At 71.4% G+C, this 21,241-nt stretch carries 18 protein-coding genes; 10 read left to right on the forward strand and 8 right to left on the reverse strand.

Annotated features, from left to right (window positions below; translation table 11 throughout):
- Nucleotides 1-235 precede the first annotated feature (235 nt).
- The 3 genes from ACZ67T_RS05180 (at nt 236) to ACZ67T_RS05190 (ending at nt 2,210) form a co-directional block, all read left to right on the forward strand.
- Nucleotides 236-1,597 (forward strand): glutamine synthetase family protein, encoded by a 1,362-nt coding sequence (locus ACZ67T_RS05180; RefSeq protein ID WP_116503685.1) that lies wholly within the window; start codon nt 236-238, stop codon nt 1,595-1,597.
- A 107-nt stretch (nt 1,598-1,704) separates the two neighbouring features.
- Nucleotides 1,705-1,953, forward strand: a complete 249-nt coding sequence (locus tag ACZ67T_RS05185) for a hypothetical protein (RefSeq protein ID WP_469981631.1) — start codon at nt 1,705-1,707, stop codon at nt 1,951-1,953.
- 65 nt (nt 1,954-2,018) lie between these two features.
- Nucleotides 2,019-2,210 (forward strand): hypothetical protein, encoded by a 192-nt coding sequence (locus ACZ67T_RS05190; RefSeq protein WP_100592578.1) that lies wholly within the window; start codon nt 2,019-2,021, stop codon nt 2,208-2,210.
- A 6-nt stretch (nt 2,211-2,216) separates the two neighbouring features.
- On the opposite strand, the gene ACZ67T_RS05195 is transcribed toward ACZ67T_RS05190, so the two are convergent.
- From ACZ67T_RS05195 to ACZ67T_RS05215, 5 genes are all read right to left on the reverse strand, one after another.
- Nucleotides 2,217-2,591, reverse strand: coding sequence for a VOC family protein (locus ACZ67T_RS05195; RefSeq protein WP_469982263.1), 375 nt, complete (start codon nt 2,589-2,591; stop codon nt 2,217-2,219).
- Nucleotides 2,592-2,647: 56 nt separating this feature from the next.
- Nucleotides 2,648-3,679: a TolB family protein gene (locus tag ACZ67T_RS05200; protein ID WP_469981632.1), complete on the reverse strand. Its 1,032-nt coding sequence runs from the start codon at nt 3,677-3,679 to the stop codon at nt 2,648-2,650.
- Nucleotides 3,676-5,067, reverse strand: a complete 1,392-nt coding sequence (locus tag ACZ67T_RS05205) for an MFS transporter (protein WP_469981633.1) — start codon at nt 5,065-5,067, stop codon at nt 3,676-3,678. The genes ACZ67T_RS05200 and ACZ67T_RS05205 overlap by 4 nt, the downstream gene beginning before the upstream one ends.
- 1 nt (nt 5,068) lies before the next feature.
- Nucleotides 5,069-5,956: an alkaline phosphatase family protein gene (locus tag ACZ67T_RS05210; RefSeq protein WP_326776076.1), complete on the reverse strand. Its 888-nt coding sequence runs from the start codon at nt 5,954-5,956 to the stop codon at nt 5,069-5,071.
- Nucleotides 5,957-6,056: 100 nt separating this feature from the next.
- A complete protein-coding gene (locus tag ACZ67T_RS05215) occupies nt 6,057-6,488 on the reverse strand; it encodes a VOC family protein (protein ID WP_469981634.1) in 432 nt (143 codons plus the stop codon).
- Nucleotides 6,489-6,742: 254 nt separating this feature from the next.
- On the opposite strand from ACZ67T_RS05215, the gene ACZ67T_RS05220 reads away from it, so the two are divergent.
- Complete coding sequence (locus ACZ67T_RS05220; protein WP_469981635.1) at nt 6,743-9,736, forward strand: bifunctional [glutamine synthetase] adenylyltransferase/[glutamine synthetase]-adenylyl-L-tyrosine phosphorylase; 2,994 nt, start codon at nt 6,743-6,745, stop codon at nt 9,734-9,736.
- Nucleotides 9,737-9,769: 33 nt separating this feature from the next.
- On the opposite strand, the gene ACZ67T_RS05225 is transcribed toward ACZ67T_RS05220, so the two are convergent.
- Nucleotides 9,770-10,378 carry a TetR/AcrR family transcriptional regulator C-terminal domain-containing protein gene (locus ACZ67T_RS05225; protein ID WP_469981636.1) on the reverse strand — a complete coding sequence of 203 codons (609 nt, stop codon included), beginning with the start codon at nt 10,376-10,378 and terminating at the stop codon, nt 9,770-9,772.
- Nucleotides 10,379-10,525: 147 nt separating this feature from the next.
- Here ACZ67T_RS05225 and ACZ67T_RS05230 point away from each other — a divergent pair, with 147 nt between their 5' ends.
- Nucleotides 10,526-11,995 (forward strand): APC family permease, encoded by a 1,470-nt coding sequence (locus ACZ67T_RS05230; protein ID WP_469981637.1) that lies wholly within the window; start codon nt 10,526-10,528, stop codon nt 11,993-11,995.
- Nucleotides 11,996-12,041: 46 nt separating this feature from the next.
- Nucleotides 12,042-13,619, forward strand: coding sequence for an amidohydrolase (locus tag ACZ67T_RS05235; protein WP_469981638.1), 1,578 nt, complete (start codon nt 12,042-12,044; stop codon nt 13,617-13,619).
- On the opposite strand, the gene ACZ67T_RS05240 is transcribed toward ACZ67T_RS05235, so the two are convergent.
- Both ACZ67T_RS05240 and ACZ67T_RS05245 read right to left on the reverse strand, forming a co-directional pair.
- Nucleotides 13,600-14,463, reverse strand: coding sequence for a phosphatase PAP2 family protein (locus ACZ67T_RS05240; protein ID WP_469981639.1), 864 nt, complete (start codon nt 14,461-14,463; stop codon nt 13,600-13,602). The two genes, ACZ67T_RS05235 and ACZ67T_RS05240, sit on opposite strands and share 20 nt — an antisense overlap.
- Before the next feature lie 93 nt (nt 14,464-14,556).
- The gene (locus ACZ67T_RS05245; RefSeq protein ID WP_469981640.1) at nt 14,557-15,594 is read right to left on the reverse strand and encodes a LacI family DNA-binding transcriptional regulator; all 1,038 of its coding nucleotides are present in this window, start codon (nt 15,592-15,594) and stop codon (nt 14,557-14,559) included.
- A gap of 433 nt (nt 15,595-16,027) precedes the next feature.
- Here ACZ67T_RS05245 and ACZ67T_RS05250 point away from each other — a divergent pair, with 433 nt between their 5' ends.
- The 4 genes from ACZ67T_RS05250 to ACZ67T_RS05265 all read left to right on the forward strand — a co-directional run bounded on the left by ACZ67T_RS05250 (nt 16,028) and on the right by ACZ67T_RS05265 (nt 21,147).
- Nucleotides 16,028-17,302: an extracellular solute-binding protein gene (locus tag ACZ67T_RS05250; protein ID WP_469981641.1), complete on the forward strand. Its 1,275-nt coding sequence runs from the start codon at nt 16,028-16,030 to the stop codon at nt 17,300-17,302.
- 105 nt (nt 17,303-17,407) lie between these two features.
- Nucleotides 17,408-18,406, forward strand: coding sequence for a carbohydrate ABC transporter permease (locus tag ACZ67T_RS05255; RefSeq protein WP_469981642.1), 999 nt, complete (start codon nt 17,408-17,410; stop codon nt 18,404-18,406).
- A gap of 19 nt (nt 18,407-18,425) precedes the next feature.
- Nucleotides 18,426-19,337, forward strand: coding sequence for a sugar ABC transporter permease (locus ACZ67T_RS05260; RefSeq protein ID WP_469981643.1), 912 nt, complete (start codon nt 18,426-18,428; stop codon nt 19,335-19,337).
- A 52-nt stretch (nt 19,338-19,389) separates the two neighbouring features.
- Nucleotides 19,390-21,147, forward strand: coding sequence for a glycoside hydrolase family 13 protein (locus tag ACZ67T_RS05265; protein WP_469981644.1), 1,758 nt, complete (start codon nt 19,390-19,392; stop codon nt 21,145-21,147).
- The last annotated feature ends 94 nt before the right edge of the window (nt 21,148-21,241 follow it).

Genomic DNA, 21,241 nt, shown 5'->3' on the forward strand with positions numbered 1-21,241 from the left:
AGCCGGTGCCGCGGACGGCAGGGACTATGGGACGAGGGGCCCCAGCAGGCACTATGGGCACGGAGTCGTATACATCTGCCGTTCGCGCGATGTTCGGGCCCGGGTCGACCAGTCGATCAAGGTCGGCAACGCGCACGAAACGGTGATGTGGTGGGATGCTCAGGAGCCTGCCGACGGTGTCCCGCAGGGCGCGGACGCAGGCGGCCTGACCAGCAAGGATGGGTGGAAGCGGAAGATGGACAAGCAGCAGGAATTCGTGCTCCGGACGCTCGAGGAGCGGGATATCCGGTTCGTCCGCCTGTGGTTCACGGATGTCCTCGGCTTCCTGAAGTCGGTGGCCGTGGCCCCGGCGGAGCTGGAGCAGGCCTTCGACGAGGGCATCGGCTTCGACGGCTCCGCGATCGAGGGCTTCGCCCGCGTGTACGAGTCGGACATGATCGCCAAGCCCGACCCGTCGACCTTCCAGGTGCTGCCCTGGCGCGCCGAGGCCCCCGGCACCGCGCGGATGTTCTGCGACATCCTGATGCCCGACGGCTCCCCGTCGTTCGCGGACCCGCGCTACGTGCTGAAGCGGGCCCTGGCCAAGACCTCCGACCTGGGCTTCACCTTCTACACGCACCCCGAGATCGAGTTCTTCCTCCTCAAGGACAAGCCGCTCGACGGGTCCCGCCCCACCCCGGCCGACAACTCCGGCTACTTCGACCACACCCCGCAGAACGTCGGCATGGACTTCCGCCGCCAGGCGATCACCATGCTCGAATCCATGGGCATCTCGGTCGAGTTCAGCCACCACGAGGGCGCCCCCGGCCAGCAGGAGATCGACCTGCGGTACGCCGACGCGCTGTCCACGGCCGACAACATCATGACGTTCCGCCTCGTCATGAAGCAGGTGGCGCTGGAGCAGGGCGTGCAGGCGACCTTCATGCCGAAGCCGTTCTCGGACCACCCCGGCTCCGGCATGCACACGCACCTGTCCCTCTTCGAGGGCGACCGCAACGCGTTCTACGAGTCCGGCTCCGAGTACCAGCTGTCCAAGGTCGGCCGCTCCTTCATCGCGGGCCTGCTCAAGCACGCCGCCGAGATCTCCGCCGTCACCAACCAGTGGGTCAACTCCTACAAGCGCATCTGGGGCGGCGGCGGCCGCACCGCCGGCGCCGGCGGCGAGGCGCCCTCGTACATCTGCTGGGGCCACAACAACCGCTCGGCCCTGATCCGCGTCCCGATGTACAAGCCCGGCAAGACCGGCTCCGCGCGCGTCGAGGTCCGCTCGATCGACTCGGGCGCGAACCCGTACCTGACGTACGCCGTGCTGCTCGCCGCCGGACTCAAGGGCATCGAGGAGGGCTACGAGCTCCCGCCGGGCGCCGACGACGACGTGTGGGCCCTGTCCGACGCCGAGCGCCGCGCCATGGGCATCGAGCCGCTCCCGCAGAACCTCGGCGAGGCGATCGCCCTCATGGAGCGCAGCGAACTCGTCGCCGAGACGCTGGGCGAGCACGTGTACGACTTCTTCCTGCGCAACAAGAAGCAGGAGTGGGAGGAGTACCGCTCCGAGGTCACCGCGTTCGAGCTGCGGAAGAACCTGCCGGTGCTGTAGGGCACTTGCGAGGGCTTCGGGCGAAGGGGCGGGACGCGTGACGCGTCTCGCCCCTTCGGCGTTGTGCCGGTCGATAACGTGATCGGTGAGCGAGAAGGGAGCGCATCATGGCCGAGCCGCTCAGGACCCTCGTCGACGGGGTCGAGGTCGAGGTGCCCAACAGCATCCCCGCCATCCGCGACGCCCTGCCGGAGGACCGGCGCGAGGAGTTCGACCGGGAGATCAACGCGGCCGGGGTGCACGAGATCCACGCCGTGATGCGGCACTGGATGCTGGAGGCCGTGCCCGACCCGGCCGCCGACGCCATCATGGACCGGCTCGCCCGCGAGGAAGCGGAGAGGGCCGGAGCCGCGTGAGCCAACGTCATCGCCGCCGCCACCGCATCTCGTACGCGCCGCCCGCCGACGACACCCTCGCGAAGATGGCGGGACCCGTGCCGTTCAGGGCGGAGCTGGAACGCACGCTCGGCGTCGACCCGTACGGGCACGGGTCCCTCCCCATCGGCCGGTGGGCGGACCGCAGGGAGGCGACCGTGCGCGGCGTCATCGTCCGGTACTACGTCTCCGGGTCGATCCTGGTGGTGACGGTGGTGCGGCTGATCCCGGAGCCGTGAGCCGGGTCAGCCCCGGTGCTGTTCGCGCAGCAGCTCGCGCAGCAGCTCGCGCAGCGGCTGCGTGGCGCGCTTGCGGTACTCCTGGATCGCCCAGCCTCCCCCAAGTTCTCGGCTTCGCTCGAACAGGGGACCCCCATCGTCCGGGTCGGCGAAGTACATGAACGTGCCGCCGTCGTCCGGGGCGTACGGCTGGGGCTCCGAGACGTCGAGGCCGCGCGCCGTCAGCTCCCCGTGGGCCGCCTTGATGTCCGCGACCACGAGCTGCAGACCGTGGTAAGTGCCGGGCTGCGGCGTGCCCGTGGGGTTCGGGACGCCCTCGGCGAGCGTCACCGAACAGCCGGAACCGGGCGGGGTGAGCTGGACGATCCGGACTCCAGGCATCACCTGGGTGGCGGGCACGTCTGCCACCTGTATGCGCGGTTCCGGATCGCGGCCCGTCACAGGTACGCCGGAGACACCGCGGCCTTCGTGAGGCGGTGCGGGGCTCCCGTGCCGTCCGCCGGGACGGTGTAGAGGTCCGCGCCGTAGTCGCCCGGCAGCGCGTACGTGAGCGTGTGCGCGTCGCTCCAGACCGCCTGGTCGTCCACGCTGCGCGTCTCCGCCAGGGGCGTCTCGCGGAGCGTGCGCAGGTCGAGTACGTACAGCCGCCAAGGGGCGTCCGCCGAAAGGCCCTTCACGCGCTTCTTGTACGCGACGCGGGTGCCGTCGGGGGAGAGGGACGGGCACTCGACGTTCTCGTGGACGGTGGTCAGCGTGCGGGTGCGCAGATCACCCCGTACGAGGTAGGTCTTGCCGTGCGTCGCGAGCGTCGCGTAGAAGTGGCGGTCGTCCGCCGCGAACGTGATGCCCCAGAAGTTGACGTCCGCCGCGCGGTAGGTCCGGCCGTCCTTGACGACCCGGAAGTCCTCGAGCGTCGGCGTGAGGTGACCCGTGCGGGTGTCCACGATCGCCGCCCGCGTCGAGAAGTTCGTGCCCGCGTAGCTGTCGCCGCCCACGAACACCGTCCACGCCGCGTACCGCCCGCTCGGCGAGACACGGGCGCGGGACGGGATGCCCGGCAGCGCGTAGTGGGCCTTCTCCTTGAGCTTCGAGTCCAGGACGCGCGCCGTGTACGTGTCCTGCATCGCGCCCCGCTCGGCCCGCAGACAGATGGCCGTGCCCGAAGAGGCGTAGAAGCGAAGGCACTTGACGCCCGACGCGGTGCGGGGCGAGTCCGGGCGGCCCGCCGGGACCGTGGTGAGCTCGTCGCGGTGGGGGCCCCACGCCATGTTGCGGAAGACGAGGCGGCGGGGAGCCTCGGCGGCCCCGGCCGGCAGGGTCACCCGGCCCGCAGTGACCCTCGGGCCGCCCGCGTGCGCCTCGTTCCTGCGGTCGGCGCGCGCCGCCGCGTGCAGGACCGAGGCCGTCGCGACGGCCGCCAGAGCGACGACCGCGGCGACGAGGACGAGCAGTCTGTTACGTGTCGTCATGCGGGTACTGCCTCCGCGGGGGTGGGGGTTTCGGGCCGGAAGGCGTACGCCACCGCCGCGCCCGCCGCCAGCGCCACCGTGGCCGCGCCCAGAGCCGTGCGGTCGCCCCACGCCGTCCAGGCGGCGCCGAAGCCGATCGAGCAGACGAAGCGCGCCAGCGCCTGGCCCGTCTGGACGACGGCGAGCCCCGACGAGCGCAGCTCCTGGGGGATGGCGGTGGAGGCGGCGGCCATCAGGACGCCGTCCGTCGCCGCGTAGAAGCAGCCGTGCAGCGCCAGGACCGCGTACGGCAGGGCGGAGCCGTGCCACGGCGAGAGCAACAGGCCGTACGCGGCGAGGAGCGCGGCGTGGCCGGCGAGGAACACGCGCCAGCTGCCGACGCGGTCCGCGAGCCGGCCCAGGGGCGCGGCCAGGAGCAGGAAGGCGGCCGCCGTGCCCAGGGGGAGCAGCGCGAACCACTGGTCGGGGACGCCGAGGCGGCGCTGGAGGAGCAGGTAGATGAAGGAGTCGCTGACCGTGGCGAGGCCGAGGAGCAGGGCGCAGACCGTGGTGCGGCGCACCTCGCGGCGGCGCAGGAGCGCCAGCGCGGACCGGAAGGTGGGGCGCGGGGGTGATGGGCGGCTGTGCTTGGCGGTCTCCTGTGCGGGTGCGGGTGCGGGTGCGGGTGCGGGTGCCGGGCGGCTGTCCTCGGCGGTCACCTGTTCGGCTTCGTGCCGGCGGGGGACGAAGAGCAGCAGGACCAGTACGCCCAGTGCCGCGACGCAGAAACTGACGGTGAAGACCGCGTCGTAGCCGTCCGTCGTCGCGCGCAGGATCAGGAAGGCCGCGAGAGGGCCGAGGAGGGCGCCCGTCGTGTCCATCGCCCGGTGCACGCCGAAGGCTCTGCCGCGGGTGGCCGGGGTGCTGCTCAGGGAGATCAGGGCGTCCCGCGGCGCCGTGCGCAGGCCCTTGCCCGTGCGGTCGGCCGCCAGGACCATGCCGATCGTGGGGAGGGTGGCGGCCAGCAGGAGCAGGGGTTTGCAGAGCGCCGAGAGTCCGTAGCCGAACAGGGCGACCGTTTTGTGGCGGCCGCCTCCCCGGTCCGCGAAGTGTCCGCCGACGAGACGGACCAGCGCCGAGAAGCCGTTGTAGACGCCGTCCAGGAGGCCGAAGCCGAGGGGCGAGAGGCCGAGTCCCGCGACGAGGTAGAGCGGCAGGACCGCCGTGACCATCTCGGACGAGACGTCGGTGATGAGGCTGACCGAGCCGAGGGCCAGGACCGTGGGGGCGATCGCGGTGCCGCGCCGCCCGGCCGGTGGCCGGGCGGCGGGTTCCGCGGACGCAGTGCCGGAGGTTCCCCCTGCGCGAGCGGAGTCGCGAGCTCGGGGGCGGCTGTCCGCTACGTACATGTCAGGACGTCCAGATGCCCGTGATGTCCTTGCCGGACGCCGCGTTGCCCGCGTGCGGGAGGCCGTGCATGTCCTCGATGGTGCGCAGGACGTCGTAGTGGTTGTAGGTGGTCGCCGAGGTGGCGCCCGGGGTGACCTGCTGGCCGTAGAGGACCGTCGGGATCTTGTTGCCGGCCAGGCGGTTGTCCTCGTCGAAGGTGACGACGAGGAGGCTGTTGTGCGCCTTCGCCCAGGTCGCGTAGGCGGACAGGTTGTTCTTCAGCCAGGTGTCACCGGTAGACACCGAGCAGTCGTGCATGTCGCTGCACAGGTCGGGGACCACGAAGGAGACCTGGGGGAGCGTCGAGTAGTCCGAGGGGAACTGCGCGAACGTCTTCGCCGTGGAGGTGGGGACGTTGCTGAACCCGAACCACGGGTTGTGCTTGCGGGCGTAGTCGCCGGACGAGCAGGTGGTCGAACCCTGGCTCGGCAGGCCCTCGTTGTAGCTGCCCCAGGTCTTGCCGGCGGCGATCAGCTCGGAGGCCAGGTTGGGCTGGGAGGAGAAGCCCGGCGTGTAGCAGCTGTCGTCCGTGATGCCCTGCGTGGCGCCCGAGAACAGCGCGAAGTAGTTCGGCTGGCTCGGGTGCGTCAGCGCGTACGACGCCGAGAGGCTCGCGCCGTTCGTCTTCAGGCTGTTGATGTACGGGGCGCTGGAGGAGCCGATCACCTGGTTGTAGGCGTGGTTCTCGAAGACCACGACCACGGTGTGGTCCGGGGTGGGAACGCCCGCCGCGGCCTGCGCGGACGAGCCGCCCACGCCGGACCAGAGCGCGACCGCGGTGGCGGTCAGGGCGAAGGCCGAAGCGAGCGCCGCGGTGCGGCCGCGTCGGAACAGTGATCTGCCGGGCACGTGAGACCTCCGGTGGGGGGAGAGACGGCGGCGGTGCGGCTAGAGCATGCACACGCCAAAATGCCCCCGTCCCACGCGCATGTGAAGAGGCGGTGAACCCTCAGCGCTCCGACAGCGGGGCCGGCGCCTGCTGCACCGTCCAGCCGTTGCCGTCCGGGTCGGCGAAGAACAGGAACGAGTTCCAGACGTCGCCGGGCCCGTCCTCCCAGCCCTCGGCCCCCACGTGCTGCACCGGGCTCACGTCCACGCCCCGCTCGAGCAGCTCGACCCGCGCCGCGTCGATGTCCGTCACGCACATCTGGACACCGGTCAGCGATCCCGGCCGCATCGCCCGCTGCCCCGGCGCGCCCGGCAGGCCCTGCTCCAGGGCGATCGAGCAGCGCGACCCGGGCGGCGTCAGCTGGACGATGCGGACGCCCTCCGTGACGACCTGGTCGACGTCGACCTTGAAGCCGACCCGGTTCTCGTAGAAGTCCTTCGCCCGGTCGACGTCCGACACGGGTACGACGATCACCTCGAGGGTCCAGTCCATGGGTGCGCCCTTTCCGGCTGCGGTTCTCGGCTGCGTTCTTCGACGTGGGGATGTGCCGGCCGCGCGAAGCGCCGACGCCCGTACGGCCGTACCGTGTACCCGCCGTACGCTCGGGCCAGGGGTTCCGTATGCGTCACGATCCGCCTCCCGCTCTCCCGATGCTCCCGTCAAAGGGCAGACCCCGCACGCGGGCGGAACTCACCGGCGAAGCCTTAGGCTCTGGACCAGTGCGTGATCGAACAGGAGGCCGTGCGATGTCGGTGCCGCAAGGGCGCAGGAGCAGTACGTTCACGCGGCTGCTGCGGCACGGTTTCACGGATCCCTCCGCCGCCGAGCGGCTCCTGGACGCGCCGGGCCTGTCGGCCGTGCGCTCCGACCCGATGCTTCTCGACGCCCTCGGCGCCACCGCCGACCCCGATCTGGCCCTCCTCGGTCTGGTCCGGCTCGTCGAGGCGCAGGCCGGCGACCCCGAGCGCCGGGAGCTCCTCGACACGCTCATCACGGCCAAGCCGCTGCGCGACCGGCTCCTCGGTGTCCTCGGCGCGTCCGAGGCGCTCGCCGACCATCTGGCCCGGCATCCGCTGGACTGGCAGGCCCTCGTCACCTACGAGCCGTCCGACCTGCACCCGGGTGTGGAGGAGTTCGAGCGGGGCCTCGCGGACGCCGTCGACCCGAACGCCCTGCGGGTCGGCTACCGGCGCTGCCTCCTGTCGATCGCCGCCCGTGACGTGTGCGGGACGACCGACGTCGCGCAGACCGCCGCCGAACTCGCCGACCTGGCCACGGCCACCCTGCGCGCGGCCCTCGCCATGGCGGAGGCGGACGCGCCCGGGGACGCCGCGCTGTGCCGGCTCGCCGTCATCGCGATGGGCAAGTGCGGCGGACACGAACTCAACTACGTGTCCGACGTGGACGTCATCTTCGTCGGCGAGGCCGTCGAGGGCGCCGACGAGGGCAAGGCGATCCAGGCCGCCACCCGGCTCGCCTCGCACATGATGCGGATCTGCTCCGACACGACCGTCGAGGGCACGATCTGGCCCGTCGACGCCAACCTGCGCCCCGAGGGGCGCAACGGCCCCCTCGTGCGGACGCTCTCCTCGCATCTCGCCTACTACCAGCGCTGGGCCAAGACCTGGGAGTTCCAGGCGCTGCTCAAGGCGCGGCCCGTCGCCGGCGACCTCGAACTCGGCGACGCGTACATCAGGACGCTCTCGCCCCTCGTCTGGCAGGCCGCCGAGCGCGAGAACTTCGTGCCCGACGTGCAGAAGATGCGCAAGCGCGTCGTCGAGAACATCCCCGCCGGCGAGGTCGACCGGGAGCTGAAGCTGGGGCCCGGCGGGCTCCGGGACGTCGAATTCGCCGTACAGCTCCTGCAGTTGGTGCACGGCAGGGCGGACCTCTCGCTGCGCAGCGGCACCACCCTGGACGCGCTGGCCGCACTCGCCGACGGCGGATACGTGGGGCGGGTCGACGCCGTCCAGCTCGACGACGCCTACCGCTTCCTGCGCACCCTCGAACACCGCATCCAGCTCTACCGGCTGAGGCGTACGCACCTGGTCCCCGAGGGCGACGCGGACCTGCGGCGCACCGGGCGCTCCATGGGCATGCGGACCGAGCCGATCACCGAACTCCACCGCGCCTGGCGCCGCCACACCTCGGTCGTGCGCCGTCTGCACGAGAAGCTCTTCTACCGGCCGCTGCTCGACGCCGTGGCCCAACTCGCCTCCGGCGAGACCAGGTTGAGCGCCGAGGCCGCGCGTGAACGGCTCGTCGCCCTCGGCTACCACGACCCGAGCGCCGCGCTGCGCCATCTGGAGGCGCTGGCCTCCGGCGTGACCCGCAAGGCGGCGATCCAGCGGACGCTGCTCCCGGTGCTCCTCGGCTGGTTCGCCGACTCCGCCGACCCGGACGCCGGACTGCTCAACTTCCGCAAGGTGTCCGACGCGCTCGGCAAGACGCCCTGGTACCTGCGGCTGCTGCGGGACGAGGGCGCGGCCGCGGAGAACCTCGCGCGCGTCCTCTCGGCCGGCCGGCTCGCGCCCGATCTGCTGATGCGCGCGCCGGAGGCCGTCGCCCTGCTCGGCGACCAGCAGGGCCTCGAACCGCGCGGGCACGCCCAGTTGGAGCAGGAGGTGCTCGCCGCGGTCGGCCGCGCGAGCGGCGCCGAGCAGGCCGTCGCCGCGGCCCGTGGTGTACGGCGGCGCGAGCTGTTCCGCACGTCGGCCGCCGACATCATCGCCTCGTACGGCACCGAGGACACACCTGCCGAGGCCGACCAGGGCGCGCTGGTGGACCGCGTCGGCGGGGCGGTCTCCGACATCACGGCCGCGACCCTCGCCGGGACGCTGCGGGCCGTCGTGCGCGAGGGATGGGGCGACGAGCTGCCCACCCGGTTCGCCGTCATCGCCATGGGGCGGTTCGGCGGGCACGAGCTCGGCTACGGGTCGGACGCCGATGTGCTGTTCGTGCACGAGCCGCGCGAGGGCGTAGGCGACCAGGAGGCGGCGAAGGCCGCGAACCGCGTCGTGTCCGAGATGCAGCGGCTGCTCGCCCTGCCGAGCGCGGATCCGCCGCTCCTCATCGACGCGGACCTGCGGCCCGAGGGCAAGACGGGGCCGCTCGTGCGCACCCTCAAGTCCTATGAGGCGTACTACCGCAGGTGGTCCCTGGTGTGGGAGTCGCAGGCACTCCTGCGGGCCGAACCGGTCGCGGGCGACCTGGACCTGGGGCGGCGCTTCATCGATCTCATCGACCCGCTGCGGTTCCCCGCGGAGGGCCTCGGCGAGGACGCCGTGCGTGAGATCCGGCGGCTCAAGGCGCGCATGGAGTCCGAGCGGCTGCCGCGCGGCGCCGATCCGACGCTGCACACGAAGCTGGGCCGCGGCGGGCTGTCCGACGTCGAGTGGACCGTCCAGCTCCTCCAGCTCCAGCACGGGTGGGCGGAGCCGGGGCTGCGCACGACCCGTACGCGGGAGGCGCTCGCCGCGGCGTGCGCGGCGGAGCTGATCCCGGGCGAGGAGGCGGCGATCCTCGACGAGGCGTGGATCCTCGCGTCCCGCGTGCGCGGCGCGGTCATGCTGGTCCGCGGCCGCCCGGGCGACACGTTCCCGTCCGACGGGCGCGAACTGGCGGCGGTGGGGCGGTACTTGGGTTACGACCCCGGCCACGTCGGCGACATGCTGGAGGACTACCGCCGCATGACGCGCCGGGCGCGCGCGGTGATGGAGGAGCGCTTCTACGGGGCGTAGGCCCGGAGGGCCATCGGGCGTGGGCCCGGAGGGTCACCCGGCCATCGCGGACACGTGGGCGAGGAACCCGGTCAGGGCCAGTTCGAAGGCCGCGTCGGCGCGGTCCGTGCCCATCGCGGCCAGGGCCGCCGCCAGGCGCGGCGTCGCCGTCTCGTCGGTCAGTTCCCACATCGCCTGCGGCGCCGCCATGTCCAGGGCGGAGCCCAGTACGACGTTCTCCAGGCCGATGATCACCGGCATCACGTCCGGCAGGGCGAACCCGGCGTCGAGCAGGAGCCCGGCCGCGAGCTCGTACTGGTCGAGGACGCGCTGGGCCCGCACGGGTGACGTGGTGAGCAGCGGGATCGCCTTGGGGTGGGCGGCGAAGGCGGCCCGGTAGGAGCGGGCCCAGTCCGCGAGCGCCCCGTCCCACGGCCGCTCGTCGCGGGCGAGCGTCGTGGGGTCGATCGCGGCGGCGACCCGCTCGCGCAGCAGCTCCACGATCCCGTCCCGGCCGTCCACATGGTGATACACGGATCCCGTCTGGACCCCGAGCCGCCTGGCGATCCGCGGCACGCTGAAGTCGCCCTGCTCGTCGACGAGTTCGAGTGCGGTCGTGGTGATCCGCTCCCTGTCCAGCAGCGGCTTGCTCGGCCGTCCCATCGCGCGCTCCCCGAATCTGAGGTCTTCCCGAATGCCCAGAGGGAGGCTACATTGCCGAAACCGAAAGCCTTTAGGTTTCGCTTCCCGGTCACCGGGACGACGCCTCCGGGACCCCCGTCCCCCGCTGCCAGAAGGGCTTCCTTCCCCATGCCCGTGACCTCACCGCAGACGCAGGACAGCGCGACCGCCACCGTCGCGGAACCCACCCTGCGCGCCGGCACCCTCGGCACCGCCGACATCGCCTTCTTCGTCGTCTCCGCCGCCGCCCCGCTCACCGTCATGGCGGGCGTCGCCCCGTTCGCCATCGCGCTCGGCGGCATCGGCGCCCCCGTCGGCTATCTCCTCGCCGGTCTGACGCTCGCCGTCTTCGCCGTCGGCTTCACCACGATGAGCCGCCACGTCCGCAGCGCGGGCGCCTTCTACGCGTACATCACACGCGGCCTCGGACGCTCCGTCGGCATCGGCGCCGCCCTGCTGGCCATGGTCGGCTACAACGGCATGGAGATCGGCGTCTACGGCCTGCTGGGCACCGCCACGCAGGACACCCTGCACGCCCTCTTCGGCATCGACATCCCCTGGCTGCCCGTGTCCCTCGCGGGGCTCGTGCTCATCTGGTACGGCGGTTTCCGGTCCATCGACTTCGGAGCCAAACTCCTCGGCGTCCTGCTCTGCGCCGAGACCGGCATCCTCGTCCTGCTCGCGGGCGGCGTGCTCCTCAAGGGCGGCGCGCACGGCCTGTCCGCCGCGTCCTTCGCGCCGGGCAACGTGCTCGTGCCCGGCACCGCCGCAGTACTCGCCTTCGCCTTCGCCGCGTTCACCGGCTTCGAGTCGACCGTCATCTACCGCCGTGAGGCCCGCGACCCCGGCCGCACGGTGCGCCGCGCGACCTACATCGCGGTCGCCTTCCTCGGCCTGTTCTACGCGTTCATCGTCTGGACCGTCATCCAGGCCTTCGGCGACGCCCACGTCGTCGAGGCGGCCGGCAGCGACCCGGCCGGCCTGTTCTTCTCCGCCATCACCACCTTCGTGGGCGGCTGGGCGGCCGACCTGATGCACATCCTCATCGTCACCAGCGTCCTCGCCTCGCTCCTCGCCTTCCACAACGCGATCAACCGCTACGGGCTCGCGCTCGCCGAGGAGGGCGTCCTGCCGAAGGCCTTCGGCACGGTCCACGCCAAGCACCGCTCCCCGTACGTCGCGGGCGTCGCGCAGACCGTGCTCGGCGCGGCCGTCGTCCTCGCCTTCTGGGCCGCGGGCGCCGACCCGTACGCGCAGCTGCTCCTGTGGGTGAACACCCCCGGCATGATCGGCCTGATGGCGCTCCAGCTGCTCGCCGCGATCGCCGTGCCGTTCTACTTCCGCCGCATCACCCACGAGGAGGGCGTGCTGCGCACGGTCGTCGCGCCGATCGCGGCGACGGTGCTCCTCAGCATCGCGATCGTGCTGGTCTGCACCCACCTCGACCTGTTCACGGGCGCGTCCTCCCTGGTCAACATGGTTCTCATGGCCGTGGCCCCCGCCGTCTTCGTCCTCGGCATCGCCCTCGCCCGCCGTCTGCGCCGCACCAAGCCCGACGTGTACGAACGCTTCGCGGCGGAGCCGTCCGCCGACGCCTAGGCACGTCCCTACGGAACACAGCCCCACCCCGAACGGAGTTCACCCCATGCCCGCAGCCGACCTCCTCCTCACCGGCGCCCGCGTCCGCACCCTCGACCCCGCGCACCCCGAGGCGACCGCCGTGGCCGTCCGCGACGGTCTGATCGCCGCCGTGGGCGCCACCGAGGACGTCGTACGCGACTGGAGCGGACCGGGCACGGAACGCGTCGACCTCACCGGCGCGACCCTCGTGCCCGGCCTGGTCGACGCGCACAGCCACCCGGTGTGGGGCCTGGAGATGGCGACCGGGACCGACCTGTCCGGCGTACGGAACCCGGACGAGCTGCGGGCTGCCCTGCGCTCGGCGCCCCGCGCCGACGGCTGGGTCGTGGCCTGGGGGCTCGACCACAACGCGTTCGGCGGCCGTCCCGTCGACCGCGCCCTGATCGAGGACGTACTCGACGGCGCGCCCGCCTTCGTCCGCCTCTACGACGGGCACTCCGCGCTGGCCAGCGGGGCCGCGCTCGCGGCGGCCGGGATCACCGGGCCGCGCGAGTTCGTCCAGCGCGCGAAGATCGTCTGTGACGCGGACGGCCGCCCGACCGGGCACCTGGTCGAGCACGCGGCGATGGACCTGATGCTCGCCGTCATGCCGAGGCCCTCGTTCGCCGAGCGCCGCGCCGGGCTGCTCGCCCTGCTGTCCGACATGGCAGCCACGGGCCTGACCGGAGCCCACGTCATGGACCTCGGCCACGGCGACGTACCGCAGCTGCTGGCCTCGGTCGAGGAGGAGGCCGTGCTGCCGCTGCGGCTGCGGCTCGCGCCCTGGTGCATGCCGGGCGTCGACCGGGCCGGCCTGGACGAGCTGATCGCCGTCCAGCGCGAGGCCGGGCGGCACTGGCGGGTCGGCGGGGTCAAGTTCTTCATGGACGGCACCGTCGAGGGCGGCACCGCGTGGCTGGAGCACGCGGACTGCCACGGCCAGGGCACCGACGCGTTCTGGCCGGACCCGAAGGCGTACGCGGACGCCGTGCGCCACCTGCACGCGGCGGGCGTCGGCACCGCGACCCACGCGATCGGGGACGCTGCCGTGCGGCACGTCCTGGACACCGTCGAGTCCCTGGGCGCGAGCGGCCGGGGCGTGCACCGGATCGAGCACATCGAGACGGTGCCCGACGACACGATCCCGCGGTTCGCCGCGCTCGGCGTCGCCGCGTCGATGCAGCCGCCGCACACCGCGTACACCCGCGGTGACCACGGCGACGAGTGGTCGAAGCGGCTCGGCGCGGACCGGGCCTCGCGCGCCTGGCGCATCCGGGACCTGCGGGACGCCGGCGCGGTTCTGGCACTGGGCTCGGACTGGCCGATCGCGCACTACGACGTGCGCCGGGTCCTGTCCATGGCTCGCGTCCCCGAGGGCGCCGCCGGGCCCGCGCAGGGGCTGACGGGGCTCATGGCGCTGGAGGGCTGCACGTCACACGCGGCGCTCGCCGCCGGTGAGGACGCCGGGCGTATCGCCCCCGGTCTGCGGGCCGACCTCACGGCGTTCGGCCTCGACCCGGTCGAGGCCCCGGCCGACGAGGTGGCGCAGGCGCCGGTCCGCCTGACGGCGGTCGGTGGTCACCTCACGTACCGGGGGGCGTGACCCCGGACGTGGCGGGCGCGGGCACGAGGCGCGGCATGGTGTGCGGGAGCGCCCCGTACCAGATCCGCGCCATCGTGAAGCCGAACGCGAGGCACACCATGCCGCCCACCGCGTCCAGCCAGAAGTGGTTCGCGGTCGAGACGATGACGACCAGGGTCAGTGCCGGGTACAGGAGTCCGAGGATCCGTACCCACGGCGCCGAGGCCAGGGCGAAGATCGTCAGGCCGCACCACAGGGACCAGCCGATGTGCATGGACGGCATCGCCGCGTACTGGTTCGACATGTGTTTCAGGTCGCCGGACGCCATCGAGCCCCAGGTGTGGTGGACCGCGACCGTGTCGACGAAGTGGCCGCCGTTCATCAGGCGGGGCGGGGCGAGCGGGTACAGGTAGTAGCCGACCAGGGCGACCGCCGTCGTCGCGAAGAGCGCGAGCCGGGCCGCCGCGTAGCGGCCGGGATGGTAGCGGAAGAGCCAGACGAGCACACTGAGCGTGACGATGAAGTGCAGTGTCGCGTAGTAGTAGTTCATGCCGACGATGAGCCATGTCACCGAATTCACGGCGTGGTTGACGTTCTCCTCGACGGCGATGGAGAGGTGGTGCTCCATCCGCCAGATCCAGTCGGCGTTGCTCAGGGCCTGCGAACGCTGCTCCGGAACGGCGTTGCGGATCAGGGAGTATGTCCAGTAGCTCACCGCGATCAGCAGGATCTCGAACCAGAGCCTGGGGCGACGCGGTGCGCGTATACGGCCCAGGAGTCCCCGCCCATCGCGGCGGTTGTCCGCCATGGGTGATGTGGTGGGCCCCTGCCGGCCTTCCAGTGTCGTCACGGTCGATTCACCCATAGGGACAGAGTCTGCCAGATTCTGTTCCCCCGCTCGATCATCCCCCGGGTGGGTCATTCGCGCATGCTCTACGTCCTGCGGAGGACTGATTACCTAGGGGCGCGGCAGGCGGTCCCCTGGGGCCGAAGCGGTTGAACCGCGGACCACCAGTTCGGGCATGAAGACGAATTCGCTGTGCGGCGCCGGCGTCCCGCCGATCTCCTCGAGGAGCGTGCGGACGGCGGCCTGGCCCATCGCCGGGACCGGCTTGCGCACCGTGGTCAGGGGCGGGTCGGTGAAGGCGATCAGCGGGGAGTCGTCGAAGCCGACCACCGAGACGTCGGACGGGACGTCGAGGCCTCGCTGCCGCGCCGCCCTGATGGCGCCGAGGGCCATCATGTCGCTGGCGCACACGACCGCCGTGCAGCCCCGGTCGATGAGCGCCGTGGCCGCCGCCTGCCCGCCCTCCAGCGTGTACAGCGAATGCTGCACCAGATCCCGCTCGATCTCCTCGGGGGGCAGGGGCAGGAGGTCCTGCATCGTGCGTACGAAGCCCTCGATCTTCCGCTGGACCGGCACGAACCGCTTCGGGCCCAGGGCGAGTCCGATCCTTGTATGACCCAGCGAGACGAGGTGGGTGACGGCGAGCTTCATCGCGGCCCGGTCGTCCGGGGAGATGAAAGGTGCCTGCACCTTCGGCGAGAACCCGTCCACCAGCACGAACGGCACGCCCTGCGCACGCAGTTGCTCGTAGCGCTGCATGTCCGCCGAGGTGTCGGCGTGCAGCCCGGAGACGAAGATGATGCCGGAGACGCCCCGGTCGACGAGCATCTCCGTGAGCTCGTCCTCGGTGGAGCCGCCGGGGGTCTGGGTGGCGAGGACCGGCGTGTAGCCCTGGCGGGTCAGGGCCTGGCCGATGACCTGGGCGAGCGCCGGGAATATGGGGTTCTCCAGCTCCGGCGTGATCAGGCCGACCAGTCCGGCGGAGCGCTGGCGCAGCCGCACGGGCCGCTCGTAGCCGAGGACGTCGAGCGCGGCGAGCACGGACTGGCGGGTGGCCGCGGCCACCCCCGGCTTGCCGTTGAGCACCCGGCTGACCGTCGCCTCGCTGACCCCCGCCTGCGCTGCGATGTCGGCCAGTCGCGCGGTCACGGGATGGGACTGTACCGGTCGCGTGCCGGACTGCCCACCGTCAACCGGTCGCCGCGTGCGGGCAGTTGAACGGCCCGCTGCGGACTGCTGCGTCATGGCGCTCCCTCGTGTGACTGGCATGTGGCTCGCGTGGGGCCCATGGGGTTCCGATGATCCCCGCGCCGGCCCGGTGTAGCAAGAGCTTGCAGATTCTTGCACAAGGCATCCATGGCTTGTCAGGCCCGGCGATGTGCCGGTTGCACCGGAGCGCAGGTCACGGACCGATAACCGACTGGATCTCCTTGCAATATTTTTCTGCAAGGTCTTTCGCCGTGCTTGCAACGCTGTTACGTTCACGTCGCCCGGCGGCGGCAACGGTGCGGTCGGCGAGTCGGCAGGGGTACGGACGGGACCGTCTCCCACCACTTCGGGCTTTCACCCTCTAGGAGATCTCATGCGGCGTGGCATAGCGGCCACCGCGCTGGTGGCGTCCCTCGCCCTCGCGGCGACGGCCTGCGGCGGAAGCGACAGCGGCAGTGACAAGGCGTCGGGGCCCGTCACCATCACGTGGTGGGACACGTCCAACGCCACCAACGAGGCGCCGACGTACAAGGCCCTGGTCAAGGAGTTCGAGAAGGCGAACTCCGGCATCAAGGTCAACTACGTCAACGTCCCCTTCGACCAGGCGCAGAACAAGTTCGACACCGCCGCGGGCTCCAAGGGCGCCCCCGACGTGCTGCGCGCCGAGGTCGGCTGGACGCCCGCCTTCGCGAAGAAGAGCTACCTCCTGCCCCTCGACGGCACCGAGGCCCTCGCCGAGAAGGACAAGTTCCAGCCGAGCCTGATCAAGCAGGCCCAGTTCGACGGCAAGACCTACGGCACGCCGCTGGTCACCGACACCCTGGCCCTCGTCTACAACAAGGACCTCTTCAAGAAGGCCGGCATCGACCTGCCGCCCGCCGACTGGGCCGACCTGAAGGCCGATGCGGCCAAGATCAAGTCGAAGACGGGCGTCGACGGCTACTGGGGCTCCACGCAGGGCTACTACTCGATGCCGTTCCTGTACGGCGAGGGCAGCGACACCGTCGACGCCACCGCGAAGAAGATCACCATCGGTTCGCCCGAGGCCAAGAAGGGCCTCACCACCTGGCAGGGCCTCTTCGACGGCAAGGGCCTGCACAAGGCCGACGCCACCGCCGACGCGTACGCCCACATCCAGGACGCGTTCGTGAACGGCAAGGTCGCCGCGATCATCCAGGGCCCGTGGGAGATCACCAACTTCTACAAGGGCTCCGCGTTCAAGGACAAGGAGAACCTGGGCATCGCGACCGTCCCGGCCGGCTCCACCGGCAAGGCGGGCGCCCCCACCGGCGGCCACAACCTCTCGGTCTACGCCGGCTCGGACAAGGCCCACCAGGAGGCCTCGCTCAAGTTCGTGAAGTGGATGACCTCCGCGGCCACGCAGGAGCAGATCGCCCTCAAGAACTCGACGCTGCCCACGCGCCAGGACGCGTACACCACGAAGGTCGTCACCGACCCGGGCATCGCCGGTTTCCAGAAGGTCCTCACCGCCGCGCAGCCGCGCCCCGAACTGCCCGAGTACAGCTCGCTGTGGGCCCCGCTCGACACCGAGTGGCCCAAGGTCGCCACCGGCAAGGAGTCCCTGGACAAGGGCATCGGCAACGCGCAGAACGCGTACGTGAAGCTGGTCCCCGACTTCAGCAAGTGACCCCTCTTCGACGGCTGCCGCCGGTTCCGCCCGCGAGGGGGCGGGCGGAACCGGCGGCGCCGCGCCGCACGCACTGAGCAGCCGACCCCCAGAAGGTGCCGAACCATGACAGTCGCCGTCGACAGCACGGCCGCCCAGACGCGCGGCGGCCGCGCGCCGCGCCCCGGCCCGCTCGAGCGCCTGCGGCGCTCGTACCAGAAACACTGGTACGCGTACGCGATGATCGCGCCGGTCGTCCTCGTGCTCGGGGTCCTCGTGATCTATCCCCTGGTACGCGGCTTCTACTTGACGCTCACCGACGCCGACAGCCTCAACTCGGCCCGCACGATCGGCGTCAACCACATCGACGCCACGTACCGGTTCATCGGGTTCGACAACTATGCCGACATCCTGTGGGGTCCGACCTCCTACGACCGGTTCTGGTCGCACTTCATCTGGACGATCGTGTGGACGGCGCTCTGCGTCGCCCTGCACTACGTCATCGGGCTCGGCCTCGCGATGCTCCTCAACCAGAAGATGCGCGGGCGCACCTTCTACCGGCTGCTGCTCATCCTGCCGTGGGCCGTACCGACGTTCGTCACCGTGTTCTCGTGGCGGATCATGCTGTCCGACTCGGGGATCATCAACTCCGTGCTCGGCTCACTGCATCTGCCGCAGCCGCAGTGGCTGGAGGACACCTTCTTCCAGCGCGCGGCCGCCATCCTGGTCAACACCTGGTGCGGCGTGCCGTTCATGATGGTGTCGCTGCTCGGCGGCCTCCAGTCGATCGACCCGGTGCTCTACGAGGCCGCGGAGATGGACGGCGCGAGCCCCTGGCAGCGCTTCTGGAACGTCACACTGCCCGGCCTCAGGTCGGTCAGTTCCACCGTCGTACTGCTCGGCGTCATCTGGACGTTCAACCAGTTCAACGTCGTCTTCCTGCTGTTCGGCAACACCGCGCCCGACGCCCAGATCCTCGTCACCTGGGCCTACTACCTGGGCTTCGGCCAGCAGCCGCGCGACTACGCCCAGTCCGCCGCGTACGGCGTGCTGCTCCTGTCGCTCCTCGCCGTCTTCACGTCCTTCTACTACCGCTGGCTGAACCGCAATGAGCAGCTCGCCTGACGCCGCAGGAGCCGCCCCCATGAGCACCACGACCGTCGACACCCCGGCGGCCGGCGCGCAGCCGGTCACCGAAGCCGTCCGCCCGCGCAGGATGCGCCGGCGCGGCGAGCGCAGCCGCCTCGCGACGTTCCTGTCGCACGGCGTGCTGAGCGTCGCGAGCCTGACAGCCCTCTTCCCGATCGCCTGGCTGGTCTATCTGTCGCTCGGCCCGGACAAGGACGACTACCTCCACCCCGGGCGCATCCTCGACAAGGCGACCTTCTCGAACTACTCGTTCGTCCTGGAGCACACCAACTTCTTCAAGTGGCTCCAGTCCACGCTGATCGTGTCCCTGGGCACGACGGTCGTGGGCGTCCTGTTCGCCGCCACCACCGGCTACGCCGTCTCGCGCATGCGCTTCCCCGGCCACCGCAAGCTGATGTGGATCCTGCTGCTCACGCAGGCGTTCCCGATCGCCGTCCTGATCGTGCCGATGTACGAGATCCTCGGCGACCTCGGCCTGATCGACACGTACGGCGGCCTCATCCTCGTGTACTGCTCGACCGCGGTGCCGTACTGCGCGTGGCTCCTCAAGGGCTACTTCGACACCATCCCGTACGAGATCGACGAGGCCGGCCGCATCGACGGGCTCTCACCGTTCGGCACCTTCGCCCGGCTGATCGTCCCGCTGGCCAAGCCGGGCCTCGCGGTCGCCGCGTTCTACAGCTTCATCACCGCGTTCGGTGAGGTCGCCTTCGCCTCCACGTTCATGCTCGACGACGAGAAGTACACCTTCGCCGTGGGCCTGCGCAGCTTCGTCAGCGAGCACGACGCGCAGTGGAACTACATGGCGGCGACCGCGGTGTTGATCGCCATTCCGGTGTCCGCGTTCTTCTACCTTGTCCAGAGGAACCTGGTCACCGGCCTCACGGCGGGCGGCACCAAGGGCTGAGTCCCGCCGCTTCGCCCGCCCGCACGCAAACCCCTGACGCAGCAAGGACACCATGAGTCAGCACACTGCCGACACGGCGCAGGCCGGCGCGGCCCCCGCCTCGACCTCCGTTCCCGCGCAGGCGTCCACCGGATGGTGGCGCGACGCGGTGATCTACCAGGTCTATCCGCGCAGCTTCGCCGACAGCAACGCCGACGGCATGGGCGACCTCGAAGGCATCCGCGCCCGGCTCCCGCACCTCAGAGCCCTCGGCGTGGACGCGGTGTGGCTCAGCCCGTTCTATGCGTCCCCGCAGGCGGACGCCGGCTACGACGTCGCCGACTACCGTGCCGTGGACCCCATGTTCGGCTCCCTCCTCGACGCGGACGCCGTGATCCGCGACGCGCACGGACTGGGCCTGCGCGTCATCGTCGACCTGGTGCCCAACCACTCGTCCGACCAGCACGAGTGGTTCAAGCGGGCACTCGCCGAAGGGCCCGGATCGCCGCTGCGCGAGCGCTACCACTTCCGGGCGGGCAAGGGTGCGAGCGGTGAACTGCCGCCCAACGACTGGGAGTCCATCTTCGGCGGCCCCGCCTGGACCCGCGTCGCCGACGGCGAGTGGTACCTCCACCTCTTCGCGCCCGAGCAGCCCGACCTCAACTGGGAACACCCCGCCGTCGGCGACGAGTTCCGCTCCATCCTGCGGTTCTGGCTCGACATGGGCGTCGACGGCTTCCGCATCGACGTCGCGCACGGCCTCGTCAAGGCCGAGGGCCTGCCCGACCTCGGCGCGCACGAACAGCTGAAGCTGCTCGGCAATGACGTCATGCCGTTCTTCGACCAGGACGGCGTGCACGACATCTACCGCGCCTGGCGTCTGATCCTCGACGAGTACGCGGGAATTGAACTGGGGACCGCAGGGCCTTCCGCGGACGGGCGGGGGCGGGAGACGGGCGGGCGCATCTTCGTCGCCGAGGCGTGGACCCCGACCGTCGAGCGCACCGCGAACTATGTACGCCCCGACGAGCTGCACCAGGCCTTCAACTTCCAGTACCTGTCCTCCTATTGGGAGGCGACGGAGCTGCGCGACATCATCGACCGCTCCCTCGACTCGATGCGTCCCGTCGGCGCCCCCGCCACCTGGGTCCTGTCCAACCACGACGTCACCCGGCACACCACGCGCTACGCCAACCCGCCCGGACTCGGTACCCAGCAGCGCGTCGCCGGCGACCCGGCGCTCGGCCTGCGCCGCGCCCGCGCCGCGACCCTGCTCATGCTGGCCCTGCCCGGCTCCGCCTACGTCTACCAGGGCGAGGAGCTCGGCCTGCCCGACGTCGTCGACCTGCCGGACGAGGTGCGCCAGGACCCCTCGTTCTTCCGCGCGGCCGGGCAGGACGGCTTCCGCGACGGATGCCGGGTGCCGATCCCGTGGACCGTCGACGGGCCCTCGTACGGCTTCGGGGCGGGCGGCTCGTGGCTGCCGCAGCCCGCGGGCTGGGGCGCGCTGAGCGTGGAGGCGCAGACCGGGGTGCCCGGCTCGACCCTGGAGATGTACCGCTCGGCGCTGGCCGTGCGGCGCGCGCACCCGGCGCTGGGCGCGGGTGACTGCGTCGAGTGGCTGAAGGCGCCCGAGGGTGTGCTCGCCTTCCGGCGGGAGCCGCGCGACGGCGGCGAGGCGTTCGTGTGCGTCGCGAACACGACGGGCGCCGCGGTGCGCATGACCGTGTCGGGCCGGGTCCTGCTGACCAGCTCGGCCGCCGACGACATCGAGAAGGGCGACGGTCACACGCTGGTCCCCGCCGACACGACCGTGTGGTGGACCGTCTGACGTTCTGAACCGCTCTCCCCGGCCCCCGCGCGGCCGGGGAGGGCATCCCCCCACAGCCCCCTGCGATTTGGCAGGGACACCTCATCGGCACACC

The sequence above is a fragment of the Streptomyces sp. NPDC107517 genome, from assembly GCF_055582645.1.

What these genes read in the sequence shown, in the direction of transcription:
- ACZ67T_RS05180 (WP_116503685.1), top strand. Translation starts at nt 236, where the DNA reads ATGGACAAGCAGCAGGAATTCGTGCTCCGGACGCTCGAGGAGCGGGAT.
- ACZ67T_RS05185 (WP_469981631.1), top strand. Translation starts at nt 1,705, where the DNA reads ATGGCCGAGCCGCTCAGGACCCTCGTCGACGGGGTCGAGGTCGAGGTG.
- ACZ67T_RS05190 (WP_100592578.1), top strand. Translation starts at nt 2,019, where the DNA reads ATGGCGGGACCCGTGCCGTTCAGGGCGGAGCTGGAACGCACGCTCGGC.
- ACZ67T_RS05195 (WP_469982263.1), bottom strand. Translation starts at nt 2,591, where the DNA reads ATGCCTGGAGTCCGGATCGTCCAGCTCACCCCGCCCGGTTCCGGCTGT.
- ACZ67T_RS05200 (WP_469981632.1), bottom strand. Translation starts at nt 3,679, where the DNA reads ATGACGACACGTAACAGACTGCTCGTCCTCGTCGCCGCGGTCGTCGCT.
- ACZ67T_RS05205 (WP_469981633.1), bottom strand. Translation starts at nt 5,067, where the DNA reads ATGTACGTAGCGGACAGCCGCCCCCGAGCTCGCGACTCCGCTCGCGCA.
- ACZ67T_RS05215 (WP_469981634.1), bottom strand. Translation starts at nt 6,488, where the DNA reads ATGGACTGGACCCTCGAGGTGATCGTCGTACCCGTGTCGGACGTCGAC.
- ACZ67T_RS05220 (WP_469981635.1), top strand. Translation starts at nt 6,743, where the DNA reads ATGTCGGTGCCGCAAGGGCGCAGGAGCAGTACGTTCACGCGGCTGCTG.
- ACZ67T_RS05225 (WP_469981636.1), bottom strand. Translation starts at nt 10,378, where the DNA reads ATGGGACGGCCGAGCAAGCCGCTGCTGGACAGGGAGCGGATCACCACG.
- ACZ67T_RS05230 (WP_469981637.1), top strand. Translation starts at nt 10,526, where the DNA reads ATGCCCGTGACCTCACCGCAGACGCAGGACAGCGCGACCGCCACCGTC.
- ACZ67T_RS05235 (WP_469981638.1), top strand. Translation starts at nt 12,042, where the DNA reads ATGCCCGCAGCCGACCTCCTCCTCACCGGCGCCCGCGTCCGCACCCTC.
- ACZ67T_RS05240 (WP_469981639.1), bottom strand. Translation starts at nt 14,463, where the DNA reads ATGGGTGAATCGACCGTGACGACACTGGAAGGCCGGCAGGGGCCCACC.
- ACZ67T_RS05250 (WP_469981641.1), top strand. Translation starts at nt 16,028, where the DNA reads ATGCGGCGTGGCATAGCGGCCACCGCGCTGGTGGCGTCCCTCGCCCTC.
- ACZ67T_RS05255 (WP_469981642.1), top strand. Translation starts at nt 17,408, where the DNA reads ATGACAGTCGCCGTCGACAGCACGGCCGCCCAGACGCGCGGCGGCCGC.
- ACZ67T_RS05260 (WP_469981643.1), top strand. Translation starts at nt 18,426, where the DNA reads ATGAGCACCACGACCGTCGACACCCCGGCGGCCGGCGCGCAGCCGGTC.
- ACZ67T_RS05265 (WP_469981644.1), top strand. Translation starts at nt 19,390, where the DNA reads ATGAGTCAGCACACTGCCGACACGGCGCAGGCCGGCGCGGCCCCCGCC.